This window comes from Acidimicrobiales bacterium (genome assembly GCA_033344915.1).
Lineage (GTDB): Bacteria > Actinomycetota > Acidimicrobiia > Acidimicrobiales > Aldehydirespiratoraceae > JAJRXC01.
Map to the genome: position 1 here is coordinate 1,964,196 of JAWPML010000001.1, position 16,768 is coordinate 1,980,963.

The window sequence follows — 16,768 nt, forward strand, 5'->3', positions numbered from 1 at the left end:
CAAGCGACACGCGACACGCCACGACGCCGTCCTCGCGGCAGACAATCCTTGTCGCTTGTCGCAGAACGTGGCGGCAGACCCCGATCGCCCGATCGCCCCTACTCGATGGCCCCTACTCGATGGACCGAGACGGGAGACTTCTGCACCACACACCAGGCTTCAAGGCTGCGAACCCGGCCGAACGAGCCACCGCCTGCGAGGCGTGGTTCTCCTCGCCGATCTCGGCGAGCACGTGGTCGATCCAGGTCGACGCGAGGACCCACTCGACCACGAGCGAGACAGCCGCCGTCGCCACGCCGGCGCCGCGGGCCTCCTCGTGAACCCACCAGCCCATCAACACGGCGAGCCGATCCGCATCGAAGCGAGAGAAGCCCACCTCGCCGAGGACACGCTCGTCGCTGGCTGCGGCGATCACGAGATCGAAGGCGACCCCCGCCCGCCGGCGCTCGTCGCAGCCCTCGATCCAGCGGGCCGCAGCGGCCACGGAGCAATCGGCCGGCGGCGTCGATCCCGCGATGATGGCCGGGTCGTGCCACGCCCGCGACAGCGAGGGCGCGTCGTCCACCCGCCACGGGCGCAACCGGATCTGTTCGGTCGAGAGGTCGGGCACCTCGAGGACGAGCGCCTCGGGGTTCACGTCTCGTCGGGACGCAGTTCGTTGGCGATGGATCGCAGCACACCGTTGAGGAAGCGGGGCGAGTCCTCGGCGCAGTACTGCGACGCGAGCTCGACGGCCTCGCTCAGGACGGCCCCGGTCGGCACGTCGTCTCGGTACCGCAGCTCCCAGGCCGCCATCAGCGCGATGACGCGATCGACGATGGGCATCCGTTCGAAGCGCCACCCGGTGAGGTGGTCGCCGACCAGTGCCGACAGCTCCTCACGGGCGCCGTCGACCCCCTCGATCATCTCGACCGCGTAGTCCTCGAGCGACACCACCCGCGCGGCCAGACCGTCCACCGCGGATTCACCCGTGAGTTCGATCTCGTAGAGGAACGACAGCGCCTCCTCCCGGGCCTCGCGACGGCCGCCGAGGCCGGGAAGAGCAGCAGTCACGCGCGGCTGAGGTATTCCCCGGACCGCGTGTCGATCTTGACGCGCTCGCCCGGTTCGATGAAGAGCGGCACCTGGATGACGAGGCCCGTCTCGAGGGTCGCCGGCTTGGTGCCGCCCGACGAACGGTCGCCCTGCAGGCCCGGCTCGGTCTGGGCGATCGTGAGTTCAACCGACGCGGCCATGTCGGTGCCGACGATCTCGGTGCCGAACATCAACAGGATCGCGGTGGACCCGTCGACCACATAGTTCGCCGCGTCGCCGAGGACATCGGGGGCGACGTGGATCTGCTCGTAGGTCTCGTTGTCCATGAAGACGTAGTCGTCGCCGTCGCGGTAGAGGAAGTTCATCTCCCGCTTGTCGATCGTCGCCCGTTCGACCTTCTCACCGGCCCGGAAGGTGCGCTCGACGGTGCCGCCCGCGCGGATGTTGCGGAGGCTGGTGCGCACGAACGCGTGGCCCTTGCCGGGCTTCACGTGCTGGAAGTCGACGACCTGGAACAACCCGTCGTCGAGATCGAGGGTCATGCCGTTCTTCAGGTCGTTGGTGGTGATGGTGGGCACGGCGTCTCCGAAGCGGGCTCGAGCGAGATCTTGGGGTGGTTGGTCAAGGGTCGACACCCGTCGTCGGTGACGACCACCATGTCTTCGACCCGCACGCCGCCGACTCCGGGGAGATAGATCCCGGGCTCGACGGTGATGACGTGGCCGGGCTGGAGGATAGCGGTGTTGCCTCGCCGCACCGAGGGGAGCTCGTGGATGTCGAGACCCACGCCATGACCGGTCCCGTGGCCGAACCGGGGACCGAAGCCGGCGTCGGTGATGATGCCGCGGCAGACGTCGTCGATGTGGCCGACCTCGATGCCCGGCTTCACCGCGGCCACGCCCGCAGCCTGGGCCCGCGTGGTGATGCCGTGGATCTCCGCGGCGATGTCATCCGGTGCACCGACGACGAACGTGCGCGTCATGTCGCTGCGATAGCCGTCGACCACGGCGCCGGCGTCGATCACGACGAGATCGCCGTCGACCAGGCGCCGATCGGACGGTCGGGCGTGGGGCAGGGCCGCGTTCGGGCCGGAGGCGACGATCGTCTCGTACGCCGGCCCGCTGGCACCGCGGTCGCGCATGCCGTCCTCCAGGAAGCGGGCGATCGCCTGCTCGCTCGACCCGGCGACCAGCAGCGCCTGCGCCTCCGCCAGGACGTCGTCGACGATCTCCGCGGCCCGTTGCATCCGGGCGAGCTCGGCATCGTCCTTCACGGCGCGCAGCTCGGTGATCACGGATTCGGTCGCCACGAGGTCGGTGTCGATCGCGTCGGCCCACCGCCGTTGTTCGGCCCAGGTGACGGCGTCCGCCTCCAGTCCGACGGTGGCCCCCGCGGGAAGCGAGGCCGCGCCGTCGGCGATCGGGTTCGCCGTGACGACGACGTCCACCGGGGCACCGGCCGCCTCCAACTGACCCGGCGCCTGTTCGGCGTAGCGGGAGTCCGTCAGCAGGGTCGCCGCGTCCGTCCCCACCACGACGACGCCGAAGGAACCGGTGAAGCCGCAGGTCCAGCGGATGTTGGTCAGGTCGGTCACCACCAGGATGTCCACCGACCGTTCGGCCGCCGCCGCCCGCACGCGGTCGAGGCGGCCCGAGACGTCGAGCGCCGGGAGCCCGTTCACGCCAGCCGAGCCGCGATCGCGTCGACCGCCAGACGGTAGCCGTCCCCGCCGAAGCCGCTGATCGACCCGGTCGCCACCGGCGCGACCACCGACGTGCGCCGCCAGGGCTCCCGGGCATCGGGGTTGGAGAGGTGGAGCTCGACGATCGGGCCGTCGAAGGCGGCGAGTGCGTCGTGGATCGCCCACGACGAATGGGTGAACGCCCCGGGGTTGATCACGATGGCGGCGGCCCGACCGCGCGCCGCGTGGATCGCGTCGATCAGGACACCTTCGTGATTCGACTGGACGTGCTCGAGCTCGAGCCCGTGTCCGGTCGCCGCCTCGGTCGCCGTCGCGACATGGTCGGCGAGTGTCTCTGTGCCGTAGACGTGCGGCTCGCGAGAACCCAACAGGTTGAGGTTGGGCCCCGAGAGGAGCAGTAGGACGGGGTTGGTCATCGGATCGCCTCCATCGCGTCGGCCAGCAGGTCCCGGTCGACACCCACGACGGCTTCCACACCATCGTCGCCGTCCAGGACGAGCGTGATGCCGTCGATCGCCTTCTTGTCCCGGCTGAACAGGTCCAACAGCTCGCCCGGATCCAGCGCGTCGGGCAGCCGGAACGGGAGATCGTAGGCGGACAGCACCCGCCGATGCTCCGCCACGCGGGCGTCGTCGATCCGATCGAGCCGGCGGGCGACCTCTGCGGCGTACGCGATGCCGACGGCCACCGCCTCGCCGTGGCGGAGGTGGTACTCCCCCGCCGTCTCGATCGCATGGGCGAGCGTGTGGCCGTAGTTCAGAATGGCCCGACGCCCGCCCTCGCGCTCGTCGGCGGCCACCACGTCGGCCTTGATCTGCACGCAGGCGGCCACCCGTGCGTCGAGCTCGAGATCGTCGAGCCGTCCGCCGCCGAGGAAGTGGTACTTGGCGACCTCACCCATGCCGCTGCGGTATTCGGGCGGCGGAAGCGTCGCGAGCGTGTCGGTGTCGCAGAGCACGGCGGACGGCTGCCAGAACGCGCCGACGAGGTTCTTCCCCTCGGGCAGGTTGACGCCGGTCTTGCCGCCGATCGCGGCGTCGACCTGACCGAGCAGGGTGGTCGACACGCTCACGAAGCGGATGCCCCGGTGGTAGACGGACGCGACGAACCCGGCGAGGTCGGTCACGACACCGCCACCGATACCGACGATCACATCGCCGCGCGTGTAGCCCGAGCGCGCCATCCGGCGACAGACGTCCTCCACGACGGTGAGCGACTTCGCCGCCTCACCGTCCGGCACCTCGATCACCTCGTGCTCGATGCCGGGGTCGACCCGCCACGGGATCCCGGCCTGGGTGATCACCGCGGCACGCGTCGCCCCGTCGGGGATCACGTCGGACAGCATCTCCCGGACGCCGGCCCCGACATGGACCGGATAGCTGCGGTCCGCCAGCGGCACCTCGATCGTGATGGTCATGCCGAGACCCCTTCCAATGCCGCGATGATCGCATCCACACAGTCCCCGTGACGCATCTCGGACGTGTCGACCCGGAGGTCGGCCACCTCGAGGTAGCCGTCGGCGCGGGCCGCGACCTTGTCCTGGAGGGTCGCGCGGATGTCATCGCCGAGCAGGGGGCGGCCCCGTCCGCGGCCGACCCGCTTGACCAGAGCGTCGATCGAACCATCGAGCCAGACGACGAACGCCGGTGCTTCGACGAGCAGACGGCGGTTCTCCTCGGTCACCACGATGCCGCCGCCCGTGGACACGACGGCATGGGCTTCGAGCGCCGTGCGCAACTCGGCGGTCTCGAGCTCACGGAACGCCGCCTCACCCCGGGTGTCGAAGATCTCCTGGATGGACAGGCCGCTGCGCCGTTCGACCAGATCGTCGGTGTCGACATGGCGCAGACGCAGTCGCCGGGCGAGGGCGCGGCCGACCGACGACTTGCCCGACCCCATGGGGCCGACGAGCACGACGCTGCGGGTGTCCACGAACCGCGAGGCTACCGGCGCGCCACCCCGGCAACGGGACCGTTTCCCCGCGGCGACCGGAACGGCGCCTAGACCGTGGAGACGAACGACTCCGCGAAGAGCACGACGACGATCGTGCCGACGGCGAGAGCCGGACCGAACGGCATCGATTGCGACAGCAGGCGGGTCGGCTGCCCCTCGGTGGCCAGCGGATCCGGGACGACGTCGCGCCGCATCGCTCGACGCACGACGGCGAGCAGGAGCCCGCCGACCGCACCGACGCCGCACGAGACGAGCAATCCGTAGAAGATCAGTTGGAACACGACGACCCAGTCGGTCCAGAACGACCCGGCGGCCCACCCGAGGTGCAGGCCGAGCAGCAGGGCCAGCTTCACATCGCCGAATCCCATGCCCCGGGGCGAGATGAGGTGGAGGATCAGCAGGAAGCCGCCGTAGAGCGCCATGCCGGCGAGCGCGCGCACGATCGAGGGCGGATGGTCGATCCCGAAACCGGCGACGACGACCGCGATGAGCGACAGCCCGAGCGAGGGGAACACCAGTCGATCCGGCAGCCGGTACACGTACATGTCGATCGTCGACAGGGCCACGAGCGCGGTGACGAGGATCAGCGGGGGCAGCAGACGCCAGTCCCACCCGAACCGGGCGGCGACGGCGACCCACAGGCCCATGGTGACGAGTTCGACCCACGGGTAGGCCGGGGTGATCCGCTCGTCACAGTGGCGGCACCGTCCCCGGCGGGCGACCCAACCGAGGACCGGGACCGTGTCGCGGACGGCGAGATCGTGCGTGCAGAACGGACACCGCGAACGGAGGGTGAGCGGAGTGGCGTCCGGAATCCGGTCGACCAGCATCGTCGCGAATCCACCGGCCAGGAGCCCGATCGGTACGGCGAGGATGATGACCAGGAGGTCCATGATCTGTGGACCCTAGGGCCCGTCGCTCAGGAGTCGACGGAACCCAGGAACTTGAGCAGCAGACCGCGGTTGACGCTGTCGTCCTCGGCTTCCACGGCGGCGAGGGCGGCGTCGCGCTCGGCCTCGGTCGTCGCCTTCGCGGCGGCCGCGACGGCCTTGGCCGCCTTCGGGCTCAGGTTCGCGAGCTGGCGGGCCATCTCGGCCGGGTCGAGCTCGTCGTCGGCGTCGGTGGGACCCGGCGCGCCGGCGAAGATGTCCTCGCCAGTCGGGTCGCCGATGCCGGTGTCCAGCGGATCGCCGGGCGACAGCAGCGGGTCGATCGACTCCTCGCTCGACGCGAGGGCGGCCAGCGAGGGCTCCGTGCTCTCGGTGGCGTCGTCATCGTGATCGCCCTCGCCGAACTGGGGCGCGTCGTCCATGGCGTCGAGCTCGTGCAGGAGCGCCTCGGGCTCACCGGGCGTCTCGTCGGCGAACACCGCAGCGTCGGCCGTTTCGTCGTCCGAGTTCCCGGCCGGGGCCTCGTAGGTCGACTCCTCGAAGACCTGATCGTCTTCATCGACCGGCTGCGGCTCGAACGACGTCGCCGCCGGAATACCGGCCGGCTCGTCGATGAACTCGACGAGACCGAGCTCCAGCAGTTCCTTGACGAGACGACATCCGTCGATCTCGTTCAGTTCGAGACGCTCGGCGACGGCGCCGACCTGGGCACCCGAGCCGATGGCGGCGATGCCACCCCAGCGGGCCTGGTCGACCATGACGTCGGGGCCGTCGAGGGAGGTACGCAGACCGACCCACACGTCGAGGGAGGGGATGACCTCCTCGATCGCCCGCCATTCGACGAGCATGTTCTCGGCCGCGCCGAGAATCGGCTCCATCGCCTCGCCGTCCGATGCGTTGGGGGCGACGGCGTCGGCCTCGAAGGTGAACGAACCGGCCGCGAAGCGGAGGAGTCCGAAGACGACCTCCGCGGCGGTCGGTGCCTGGGTGACGGCCGAGGCGAGCTCGGCCGCGACGACCTCGCCCGAGTCGACCCAGACGCTGCCGGAACCACGGTCGCCCGTGATCCGCAGACGGCCGGTCTTCGACGTGGATGCGAGGAGTCGAAGTACGTCAGGAAGAGCAAAGGTGTCGAGTGTGCCCGAGAGCGCCACGGTGACCTCCGAAGTGGTGCGAACACCTGACCATCGGCACGGGGAACGTGGGAGATGAGGACTACGAGAATTTGTTCGAGATCGAGTCGCGCATCGCCGAAACCGGCGCGTCGGCGCCGGTCCAGAGCGTGAACGCCTCGGCCGCCTGGTGCACGAGCATCGACAGGCCGTTGTGCGCCTCGATCCCCGCGTCCCGCACGGCGGCCAGCCACGCGGTTTCGAGCGGCGTGTAGATCAGATCGACGACGACCTGCCCGCCGTGCAGCAACGCCGGGTCACACGGCATCGCGGCGTCGTCGCCCATGCCGATGCTGCTCGCGTTCACCACGATGTCGACCGTTGCCAGATCGGACGCCGCGCCGACACGACCGACCGGACCGGCCAGTGCCGCACAGGCCGCAGCCCGCTCCGCGGTGCGGTTCACGACGACGACCGCGCCGGCACCCGCGACGCCGCACGCCTGGGCCACCGCTCGAGCCGCACCGCCCGCGCCGATCAACCCGACACGACGACCCTCGACCCCGGTGCCGGCGTCGTCACGGAGCCCGGCGAGGAAGCCGGCGCCGTCGGTGTTCTCCGCCCGGATGCGGCCGCCGTCGAGGCGAACGAGACAGTTGGCGGCGCCGAGCGCAGCCACTGCGTCGGAGCACTCGTCGGCCGCGTCGGCCACCGCGTCCTTGTGCGGCATGGTCACCGACATGCCGGCCAGACCCGACACGCGCATGGCGTCGACCGCCGCTGCGCCCCCGCCCGGCGGAACCGGCCAGGCGACGAAGACCCAATCGAGTCCGGCTGCCGCAAAGGCGGCGTTGTGGAGTTCGGGTGAGAGCGAGTGGTCGATCGGGTCGCCGATGACGGCCGCAACCCGGGTGCGGCCGGTGATCATCCGCAGCCCAGGCCTTCGGCTTCACAGAACGCCTTGGCCTCCTGGAACTCGGCGTCGGTCTCCACGAAGCGGTGGGCCCCGTCGACGCCGCCCTCGTTGGTCAGCACGTAGTACATCCACGGCCCCTCCGCCGGCGCGTACGCGGCGTCGAGACTCGCCTGTCCCGGCGCCGAGATGGGCGTGATGGGCAGGCCCTTCACCGCGCGGGTGTTCCAGGGATTGGGGTCGTTCAGTTCCTCGTCGGTGAGGTCCAGGCAGGAGATCTGCGGAGCGAAGCAGGCCGTCGCGTCGATGCCGAGCAGCCAGTCCTGCTCGAGTCGGTTCCAGATCACCCGGGCGATCTTGGGGCGGTCCTCGTCGAGGAAGGCCTCCTCCTCGATCAGCGAGGCGACGATGACCATGTCGTACTCGTCGAGCCCCAGGGCGACGGCCTCCGGTGGGAGTCCTCCGGCGGCATCGCTCGCCCGGCCGATGCGGGTGTCCATCTCCTGGGTCATGCGGGCGACCATCAGCCGCTCGTCGGCGAGGCTCTGTTCGGGCACGTCGTAACAGGCGGGGAAGAGCATCCCTTCGAACTGGAAGAACCCGGCGGTGTCCTCGGGGAGATAATCGGACGTGAGCTCGCGATCGCTGAGCGCCTCGCGCAATTGCTCCTCGTCGAACAGATCGTTCTCGTCGAGGATCCGGGGGATGAACTGGCTGACCCGCAGACCCTCGGGCACGCAGACCTGGAAGATCTCCTCCACGATCGGACCCTCGTTGAGCGCGGCGACGACCTCCTCGTAGGTCATGTTCTCGACGAGTTCGTAGTCGCCGGCCTGGAACTGCACCTCGGTGTCACATCCCAGGAATCCGGTGATCGTGATGTCGCCGTCGCACCGCAGCCAGTAGCGGAAGACGGTGGCGTTGTTGATCACGCCGGCGTCCGCGAGCAGGGTGGCGACGTCGTTGACGGCGGCCCGCTCCGGAATGGTGAACATGACGTCATCGCCGTGGTCGCCGCCGGCGGACACCTGGTCGTCGATCCACCCGTAGACGCGGGCCCGGGCGGTGATCACCACGATCAGGACGAGCACGACGAGCCCGATGATCCGCAGGAATCCGCCCCAGCTGGTGCGGTAGCGGACCCAGTTGCGATCGTCCGCGTCGTAGCGCGGGTCGACGAGCGGGATCCCCTCCGGGTCGTCCTCGAACACGTACTCCACGCCGTTGGCGTCGAACCCGGCCGAGACGACGACACCAGGGGGCGCGGCGTAGTCGGGCAGGGCGACGATCGGCACCTCTTCCCCATCGGGACCGACGGTGACCGGCGGGGGTGACGCGGGAGTCGCCTGGGCGGCGCGGATCACACGGGTGGCCGGACGCACCGGCGGAGCGACCGGGATCAGCGGCGCCTCGGTCGCGCGGGGCGGCTCGGGCGGCGGCTTCGCGGCCTCCGGGATCTCGTCCTCGACCTGTCCGGTCAGGAACGCGGCGAAGCTACGGCGGGGCTTATCGGCCATCGGGCATCCCCGCGTCGAGCCACGACTGGAGCATGACGGCTGCCGCGACCTTGTCGACGACGGTCCGGCGGGCGTCGGCCTTCATCTCTTGTTCCATGAGGGTTCGCTCCGCGGTGACGGTGGTCAGGCGTTCATCGTAGGGAACGACGGGCACGTCGAGGGTGTCGCCCAGCGCCTTTGCTTCCCGGCGGTACTTCTTCGCCATCTCGCCCTCGCTGCCGTCCATGTTGAGCGGAAGACCGACGATGACGATCTCCGCCTCCCACTCCGCGACGAGATCGGCGATCTCGCCGTGTTCGCGACCGCGGTCGCCGGACCGCGCGACGACCTCGATCGGCATCGCGAGCGTGCCGTCCGAGTCGCTCACGGCGACACCGATCCGCTTCGACCCCAGGTCGAGGCCCAGGGCTCGCATGTCAGCCGATGCCCGCCGCCGCCCGAGCCTGGTCGAGCGCGTCGCCGAGCGCGTCGGCATCCTTGCCCCCGGCCACCGAGATGTCGTCGGAGGCCTTTCCGCCACCACCGATGGTCTTCTTCGCGTCCTCGATGAGAACGCCGGCCTTGTGGGGGCTGTCGGGGGTCACGGCCGCGGCGAGGCCGACGCCGCCGGCGTCGAAGACGGCGCCGAGCACGACCGCGTGCACGGCCTCCTGATCGCGGATCGACACGGCCAGGTCCCGCAGACCGTTGCGATCGACGCCGTCGACCTGCTCGACCACCACGCCGTCCACCGCCTTGGCGGCGAGGGTGGGCGCCTGACCGACGGCCAGCTGCTGCTTCAGCCGATCGAGTTCCTTGCGGAGATCCTTGTTGGTCGCGGCGAGGCGAGCGGCGGCCTCGGGCGCCTCCTCCGCGTTGGCAACGCCGAGCGCGGCGGCCGTCGCGGCGAGCTGGTCGTCCAGGGCCCGGACCGCCTGGCGGGTGCCGTCGCCGGTGACCGCCTCGATGCGCCGGATGTTCGATCCGATCGAACCCTCCGAGAGGATGCGAACGAGGCCGATGTCGCCCAGCGCCTTGACGTGGGTGCCGCCACAGAGCTCGGTCGAGTGCGGGCCGGCTTCGAGGACCCGCACGACATCGCCGTACTTGTCGCCGAAGAAGGCGATGGCGCCGAGCTTCTGGGCCTCGTCCATCGTGGTCTCGAAGTGACGACAGCTCGGGTTGGCGAGCACCTCGGCGTTGACGAGGTCCTCGACCTCGGCGAGCTGCTCCGCGCTGACCCCTTCGTAGTGGCTGAAGTCGAAGCGCAGCCGGTCGGGACCGACCCATGAACCCTGCTGCTTGACGTGGTCGCCGACGACTTCCCGCAGCGCCCAGTGGAGCAGATGCGTAGCCGTGTGGTTCCGCCGGATCGCGGCCCGGCGGGTGTCATCGATCGTGGCCGTGGCCGTCTGTCCGACCTCGATGGTGCCCTCGATCGAGTCGATGGCGTGAACGTGCAGGCCGGGCACGCCGTAGGTGGTGTCAGCGATGACGGCCTGCCCGCTCTCGGTGCGGATCGTGCCGGTGTCGCCGATCTGGCCGCCGGACTCGGCGTAGAACGGCGTGCGGTCCAGCACGACGATGTCGTCGTCGGCATGGAGCACGGTGGCCTCGGTCGATGTCTCGTCGCGACCGGTGAAGATCGTCTCGCCGTGGGTCTCGACGAGCGCGGCGAGATCGCCGGTGTTGCCCCCGGCGGTCACCTTGCGGGCGTCCTTCGCCCGCTTCTGCTGGTCGGCCATGGCCGCCCGGAAGGCCTCGACGTCGACCTCGACGCCGCGCTCGCGCGTGATCTCCTGGGTGACCTCGAGCGGGAACCCGTAGGTGTCGTGGAGCAGGAACGCCGTGTCTCCCGACAGCACCTCACCGTCGGCGAGCGCGTCGAGGCGCTCGTCGAGGATCGCCTGTCCGGTACGGAGGGTCTCGCGGAACCGGACCTCCTCACGGTCGATGACGTCGCGGATGAACGCGTGGTTCTCGACCAGATCGGGATAGTCGCCGCCCATCACGTCGACCACGGCATCGACCATGCCGCCCATGACCGGGGTCTCGACCCCGAGGAGGTAGGCGTGGCGCACGGCGCGGCGCAGGATGCGGCGCAGGGCGTAGCCGCGGGCCTCGTTGGACGGGAAGACGCCGTCGCTCACGAGCATGGAGGTGCTGCGGGCGTGGTCGGCCAGGATGCGCAGCGAGACGAGCTGCTCGGGTTCGGCCGTCGCCGGATCGAGTCCGGTCAGCTCGGCCGCGGACTGCTGGAGCGCGGCGAGCTCGTCGGTGTCCCACACGGAGTCGACGCCCTGGAGGATCGAGACCGTCCGTTCGAGGCCCATGCCGGTGTCGATCGACGGCTTCGGCAGCGGCGTCTTCGTGCCGTCGTCGGCCTGGTCGAACTGCATGAAGACCAGGTTCCAGAACTCGATGAAGCGATCCTCGTCACCGTGCGCGGGGCCACCGTCGTCGCCGAACTCCGGGCCCTTGTCCCAGAAGATCTCCGACGACGGGCCACACGGACCGGTGTCGCCCATCTTCCAGTAGTTGTCCTCGTCGAGACGCTGGATGCGCTCGACCGGGACGCCGATCTCCTTCTCCCAGATCTCGGCCGCCTCGTCGTCGCTCACATGGACGGTGACCCAGAGGCGGTCGGGGTCGAGCTCGAGCACGTTGGTGATGAAGTCCCACGCGAAGGCGCAGGCCTCCGACTTGAAGTAGTCCCCGAAGCTGAAGTTCCCCATCATCTCGAAGAACGTCAGGTGCCGCCGGGTGCGGCCGATCTCGTCGAGATCATTGTGTTTCCCGCCGGCCCGGACGCACTTCTGGATCGTGACGGCCCGGTCGTAGGGGGCCGTCTCCTCGCCGGTGAAGAAGGTCTTGAACTGGACCATGCCCGCGACGGTGAACAGCACCGTGGGGTCGTGGGGAATCAGGGACGCGCTCGGCTGCAGCGAGTGACCCCGCTCGACGAAGAAGTCGGTGAACGCCCGGCGGACTTCGTTGGCCTTCATGAGTGAAGGAGCCTACCGCTCCGCTCCCCCCCACCCCCGCTGGAATCTCTGGTCACGAAAGGGTCGCAAAATCGGGGACGAACCGCCCAGGATCGACCCTTTCGTGACCAGAGATTGCTTCTTGTCGGGGGTGCGGGGCTAGTGGCGGATGCGGGCGGGGCGGTGGCGGTGGCCGCCGTCGTCGCCCGAACCCGGGGCGAACTCGCGACGCAGCTCGTCCTCGCGGGCGCGCATGGTGGCGACGCCGTCGGCGGCGGCGTCGCGCAGGTCGACCACCACGTCACGGGCCCGGTCGGCCATCTGACGACCCCGGACCTGGACATCGTGACGAATCTGTTCGGGGGTGTAATGCTCCACGGCCCGCCGCACCCGGCGCTGGACGTAGACCGATGTGCTGATGCCGGCGCCGTAACCGACGGCGCCCCAGAAGATGCGTTTCACTTGGCTCGTCCTCCGACTTCGATGGCCCGGCGCCGGGGCTTCCCGCTGCGCAACCGCCAGGTGGCCCGTCCGGCACCGGCGACGAGCGAAGCCGTCTTGATGAGCGGCGGTGCGACCGCCTTGTAGGCGAGACGGGACGCGACGTCGGCAGTGGCGGACACCCGCTCGGCCTTGTCGAGCACGCCCTCGACCCGCTCCAGCTCGTCGCCCGCCTTCGACACCGTGGAATGCAGGTCGTGCACCATCGGCAGCGTCGCGCCCCGTAGGTCGTCGACTGTGGCCCGCAGCTCGCGCAACGTGCGCACGAGTGCTTGCACGGCGAGCACCATGACGACGACCACCGCGAGGCAGACCACGGACACGATGACGGCTGCGAGATCGGCCCCGGACATGTCGTCCAGTGAACCGTCCCGCTCGACACCGCGGGGGGATGGTCAGTCTGCGGCCCGGCCCGGCCAGTCGGCTTCGAGCTCGGCTTCGGCGCCGTGGGCCGACGGTTCGTAGAAGACCAGGTCGGCCACCTCGTCGGGGCGGTACTGCTGGTCGACCCAACCCGCCGGGTCCTTGTGCGGCAGGAGGTAGCCGTCACCGTGGCCGAGACTCGCCGCCCCCTGGTAGTGGGCGTCGCGCAGATGGGCGGGCACCTCACCCGTACCGGCCACCCGGGCCGCCTCCCGGGCGGCGAAGATCGCCGTGGTGACCCGGTTCGACTTGGGCGCGGTGGCGAGATGGATCACGGCCTGGGCGAGGTTCAGCTGGGCTTCCGGAAGCCCGACGAACTCAACCGCTGACGCCGCCGCATTGGCGATCAGCAGCGCCTGCGGATCGGCCATGCCGATGTCCTCCGACGCCAGGATCACCAGTCGACGGGCGATGAAGCGAGCGTCCTCCCCGGCCTCGAGCATCCGGGCGAGCCAGTACAGGCCCGCGTCGGCGTCGCTACCCCGGATGCTCTTGATGAACGCCGAGATCACGTCGTAGTGGCCGTCGCGGCCGTAGCGGACCGCCTTCGCGTCCACGGCGCCTTCCGCGTCGGGCAGAGTGACATGGAGCGGCCGGCCCCGCTCCGACGCGAGCGCGACGGCCACCTCCGTGCCGGTCAGGGCATGACGCCCGTCGCCCCCACTGCGGGCGGCGAGATGCACGATCGCCTCGTCGTCGGCCGTCGCCCCTTCGATCTCGAGGCCGCGCCGGATGAGCTCAGCAATGTCGTCCTCCGTGAGCGCATGGAGCCGGAACAGGGTCGAGCGGGACATCAGCGGCGGATTCACCTCGAAGTGGGGGTTCTCCGTGGTGGCGCCGATCAGCACGATCAACCCCTCCTCCACCGCGGGGAGGAGGGTGTCCTGCTGGGCCTTGTTGAACCGGTGCACCTCGTCGAGGAACAGGATCGTGCCGGTGCCCCGCTCGCCGAGCCGGTGCCGGGCGGTGGCGATCACCTCGCGCACGTCCTTCACCGACGCCGTGACCGCCGAGAGCTCCTCGAAGACCTTCTCGGTCGTCGACGCGACCAGCCGCGCGAGCGATGTCTTCCCCGTGCCGGGCGGACCCCAGAAGATGACCGACGAGAGCCGATCGTTCTCGATCAGGGCCCGGAGCGGACGCCCGGGGGCGAGCAGGTGACGCTGACCGACCACGTCGTCGAGTGATCGCGGCCGCAGGCGGGCGGCCAGCGGCGAACGGCTCTCCAGCCGGGATTCGGCCGCCGCACTGAACAGATCGTCGCTCACGGCGTCGACCCTACGAGAAAAGCGAGTGGGCCGAACGGCCCATCAAGTCCTCAGGCCGAACCCACGACGACCGATAGGAGATCGTGCGACAGATCCTTCCGTACCTGTTCTGGCCGTGGTTCGCCACGAGCTGCTTCATCCTCCTGCGTCGCCGCGTCACCATCGGATCGTGGCGACCCATGCCGGAGGCGGACGACGACCCGAGCGTCCGGTTCCCGCCGCTGCCACCCGCACCGGTGGACGAGACCGTGCCCGACGAGACCGTGCCCGACAAGGCCGTGCCCGACAGCGCGGTGCCCGACAACACCGTGCCCGACGACTCGCCGCCGGCCGCGACGCCGAAAGAGCCCGGCACCGTCGCGACGAAGACCGCCCCGGTCGCCCGTTCGCTGGCGGAGGCCCTCGACGGCATCGCCATGCCCTGCGACCTCGCCCCGCTCATCGGGACGGGCGAGCCCAACCCCCGCGAGATCGCGTTCTTCACCAGCGGGGTCGAGGCCGCAACCGTCGGCCGCGCCCTGTCCGACGAGTTCGAACGACTCGGCTACGAGATCACCCCGCTCGACGACACGTCGATCCGCGCCGAGCACGGGCCGAACCTCATCCGGGCGCGTCTCGTGAGCGCCGCGCTCACCAGCGACGACGTGATGCACGAGCTCCACCCGAGCGCGCCGGCCGGCGCCCTCGTCGTCGAGCTGAAACTGACCTGACGCTCAGGTGGCGGGCGGGAGCACCCGCAGGCCGAGCTCCTCGAGATGGGCCGCGTCCACGGGGGTCGGCGCGTTGGTGAGCGGATCCGCACCCGACTGGGTCTTGGGGAACGCGATCACCTCACGGATGTTGGACTCGCCCGCGAGGAGGGCGACGAGGCGATCCATACCGAACGCGAAACCGCCGTGGGGCGGCGCGCCGAAGCGGAACGCGTCGAGCAGGAAGCCGAACTTCGCCTGACGTTCCTCTTCACCGATTCCGAGGAGTTCGAAGATGCGGTTCTGAACGTCGGGTCGGTTGATCCGGATCGAGCCGGAGCCGAGCTCCCAGCCGTTGAGCACGAGGTCGTAGGCCTGCGAGCGCACGTCGAGCAGCGCGTCGCCGCCCTGATCGAGCAGACTCCAGTCCTCCTCGTGCGGCATCGTGAACGGATGGTGCGCGGGCACGGGCTTGCCGCCGTCGCCGATCGCCTCGAAGAGCGGGAAATCGACGACCCACAGGAAGTTGAGTCCGCCCTCGTTCACGGGAGGACGACCGAGCTCGAGCCGGAGCAGGCCGAGCACGTGACGCACCAGACGACGCTCGTCGGCGACCAGGAACACCATGTCGCCGGGGGCGGCGTCCAACGCGGCGATGACCTGGGCGGACTCGTCGGCGGAGAGGAACTTGGCGACGCCGGCATCGAGGGCGGGCCCGTCGTCGCCGTCGATCACCTTCATCCAGGCGAGGCCCTTGGCGCCCCAGCGCTGACAGGTCTCCACGAGGCCGTCGATCTGGTTCCGGCTGAGCGCCTCGACGCCGCCGTCCATCTTGATCCCCTTGACGCACGGCGCCTGGAACACGCGGGCCTCGGTGCCCTCGAAGATCGGGGTGAGCTCGACGAGCTCCATGCCGAAACGGGTGTCGGGCTTGTCCGACCCGAATCGCTCCTGCGCTTCGTGCCACGTGATCCGCGGGAACTCGGTGGGCCGCTCCCCCGTGACCGCTTCGGCGGCGTTCGCAACCGCATGGGAGATCGTGGCGAAGACGTCCTCCTGGCTCACGAAGGTCATCTCGGCGTCGAGCTGCATGAACTCGAACTGGCGATCGGCGCGCAGATCCTCGTCCCGCAGGCAGCGGGCGATCTGGTAGTAGCGGTCGATGCCGCCGATCATGCACAGCTGCTTGAACAGCTGCGGGCTCTGCGGGAGGGCGTAGAACGAGCCGGGCTCCTTGCGCGACGGCACCACGAAGTCACGGGCCCCCTCCGGGGTCGAGGCGATGAGCATCGGGGTCTCGATCTCGACGAAACCCTGCTCCTCCATCCCCTGCCGTACCGCGCTGTTGACCGTGGCCCGGAGGCGCAGGTTGCGCTGCATCCGCTCCTTGCGCATGTCGACGTAGCGGTGGCGCAGCCGGATGGTCTCGTCGACGTCGGTCCGTTCGTCGAGCGGGAACGGCGGCGCCTCGGCCTCGGCCAGGATCTCGATGTCGGTCACGTCGATCTCGATCTCGCCGGTGGCGAGGTTCGTGTTGGCCGTGTCGTCGGGGCGACGGCGCACCGTGCCGGTCATCCGGGCGACGAACTCGCTGCGCAGGTCGTGCTTCTCGTCGACGACGCACTGCACGACGCCCGTGTAGTCGCGTAGGTCGATGAAGGCGAGGTGCTCGCCGTGCTCACGGCGTCGGTCGACCCAGCCGCACACCGTCACGGTGCGGCCGTCGTCGGCCGCGGTGAGGTGGCCGCACATGTCGGTTCGGAGGGAAGTGGAGAGATCCATCGTGGTTCCTGGTTTCTGCG

18 protein-coding genes are annotated in these 16,768 nt (G+C 69.9%); 1 reads left to right on the top strand and 17 read right to left on the bottom strand.

Features of this window, described 5'->3' with window-relative positions; genetic code table 11:
* Positions 1-112: 112 nt before the first annotated feature.
* The 16 genes from R8F63_09525 to R8F63_09600 form a co-directional block, all read right to left on the bottom strand.
* Positions 113-637: a GNAT family N-acetyltransferase gene (locus R8F63_09525; protein MDW3218838.1), complete on the bottom strand. Its 525-nt coding sequence runs from the start codon at positions 635-637 to the stop codon at positions 113-115.
* The gene (nusB, locus tag R8F63_09530; protein ID MDW3218839.1) at positions 634-1,053 is read right to left on the bottom strand and encodes a transcription antitermination factor NusB; all 420 of its coding nucleotides are present in this window, start codon (positions 1,051-1,053) and stop codon (positions 634-636) included. The genes R8F63_09525 and nusB overlap by 4 nt, the downstream gene beginning before the upstream one ends.
* Entirely contained in the window at positions 1,050-1,613 is a 564-nt protein-coding gene (efp, locus tag R8F63_09535) for an elongation factor P (GenBank protein MDW3218840.1), read from the bottom strand. Before efp ends, nusB begins: the two co-directional genes overlap by 4 nt.
* Positions 1,586-2,716: a Xaa-Pro peptidase family protein gene (locus R8F63_09540; protein ID MDW3218841.1), complete on the bottom strand. Its 1,131-nt coding sequence runs from the start codon at positions 2,714-2,716 to the stop codon at positions 1,586-1,588. Before R8F63_09540 ends, efp begins: the two co-directional genes overlap by 28 nt.
* Positions 2,713-3,153, bottom strand: coding sequence for a type II 3-dehydroquinate dehydratase (locus R8F63_09545; protein ID MDW3218842.1), 441 nt, complete (start codon positions 3,151-3,153; stop codon positions 2,713-2,715). Before R8F63_09545 ends, R8F63_09540 begins: the two co-directional genes overlap by 4 nt.
* Positions 3,150-4,154 (bottom strand): 3-dehydroquinate synthase family protein, encoded by a 1,005-nt coding sequence (locus tag R8F63_09550; GenBank protein MDW3218843.1) that lies wholly within the window; start codon positions 4,152-4,154, stop codon positions 3,150-3,152. Before R8F63_09550 ends, R8F63_09545 begins: the two co-directional genes overlap by 4 nt.
* Positions 4,151-4,669 (bottom strand): shikimate kinase, encoded by a 519-nt coding sequence (locus tag R8F63_09555; GenBank protein ID MDW3218844.1) that lies wholly within the window; start codon positions 4,667-4,669, stop codon positions 4,151-4,153. Before R8F63_09555 ends, R8F63_09550 begins: the two co-directional genes overlap by 4 nt.
* A 68-nt stretch (positions 4,670-4,737) precedes the next feature.
* On the bottom strand, positions 4,738-5,583 hold the full coding sequence (locus tag R8F63_09560) for a prepilin peptidase (GenBank protein MDW3218845.1): 846 nt from the start codon (positions 5,581-5,583) through the stop codon (positions 4,738-4,740).
* A gap of 26 nt (positions 5,584-5,609) precedes the next feature.
* Entirely contained in the window at positions 5,610-6,734 is a 1,125-nt protein-coding gene (locus tag R8F63_09565) for a DUF4388 domain-containing protein (protein MDW3218846.1), read from the bottom strand.
* Between the two features lie 61 nt (positions 6,735-6,795).
* Positions 6,796-7,620: a shikimate dehydrogenase gene (aroE, locus tag R8F63_09570; GenBank protein ID MDW3218847.1), complete on the bottom strand. Its 825-nt coding sequence runs from the start codon at positions 7,618-7,620 to the stop codon at positions 6,796-6,798.
* Positions 7,617-9,122: an endolytic transglycosylase MltG gene (mltG, locus tag R8F63_09575; protein MDW3218848.1), complete on the bottom strand. Its 1,506-nt coding sequence runs from the start codon at positions 9,120-9,122 to the stop codon at positions 7,617-7,619. The genes aroE and mltG overlap by 4 nt, the downstream gene beginning before the upstream one ends.
* Positions 9,112-9,537, bottom strand: coding sequence for a Holliday junction resolvase RuvX (ruvX, locus tag R8F63_09580; GenBank protein MDW3218849.1), 426 nt, complete (start codon positions 9,535-9,537; stop codon positions 9,112-9,114). Before ruvX ends, mltG begins: the two co-directional genes overlap by 11 nt.
* 1 nt (position 9,538) lies before the next feature.
* Positions 9,539-12,106: an alanine--tRNA ligase gene (gene alaS / locus R8F63_09585; GenBank protein ID MDW3218850.1), complete on the bottom strand. Its 2,568-nt coding sequence runs from the start codon at positions 12,104-12,106 to the stop codon at positions 9,539-9,541.
* A gap of 138 nt (positions 12,107-12,244) precedes the next feature.
* Positions 12,245-12,547: a hypothetical protein gene (locus R8F63_09590; GenBank protein ID MDW3218851.1), complete on the bottom strand. Its 303-nt coding sequence runs from the start codon at positions 12,545-12,547 to the stop codon at positions 12,245-12,247.
* A complete protein-coding gene (locus R8F63_09595) occupies positions 12,544-12,939 on the bottom strand; it encodes a hypothetical protein (GenBank protein ID MDW3218852.1) in 396 nt (131 codons plus the stop codon). Before R8F63_09595 ends, R8F63_09590 begins: the two co-directional genes overlap by 4 nt.
* Before the next feature lie 42 nt (positions 12,940-12,981).
* Positions 12,982-14,277: a replication-associated recombination protein A gene (locus tag R8F63_09600; protein ID MDW3218853.1), complete on the bottom strand. Its 1,296-nt coding sequence runs from the start codon at positions 14,275-14,277 to the stop codon at positions 12,982-12,984.
* 83 nt (positions 14,278-14,360) lie between these two features.
* Here R8F63_09600 and R8F63_09605 point away from each other — a divergent pair, with 83 nt between their 5' ends.
* A complete protein-coding gene (locus tag R8F63_09605; GenBank protein ID MDW3218854.1) occupies positions 14,361-14,987 on the top strand; it encodes a hypothetical protein in 627 nt (208 codons plus the stop codon).
* A 3-nt stretch (positions 14,988-14,990) separates the two neighbouring features.
* Here the strand turns inward: R8F63_09605 and aspS are convergent, their stop codons facing one another.
* Positions 14,991-16,748: an aspartate--tRNA ligase gene (aspS, locus tag R8F63_09610; GenBank protein ID MDW3218855.1), complete on the bottom strand. Its 1,758-nt coding sequence runs from the start codon at positions 16,746-16,748 to the stop codon at positions 14,991-14,993.
* Between the last annotated feature and the right edge of the window lie 20 nt (positions 16,749-16,768).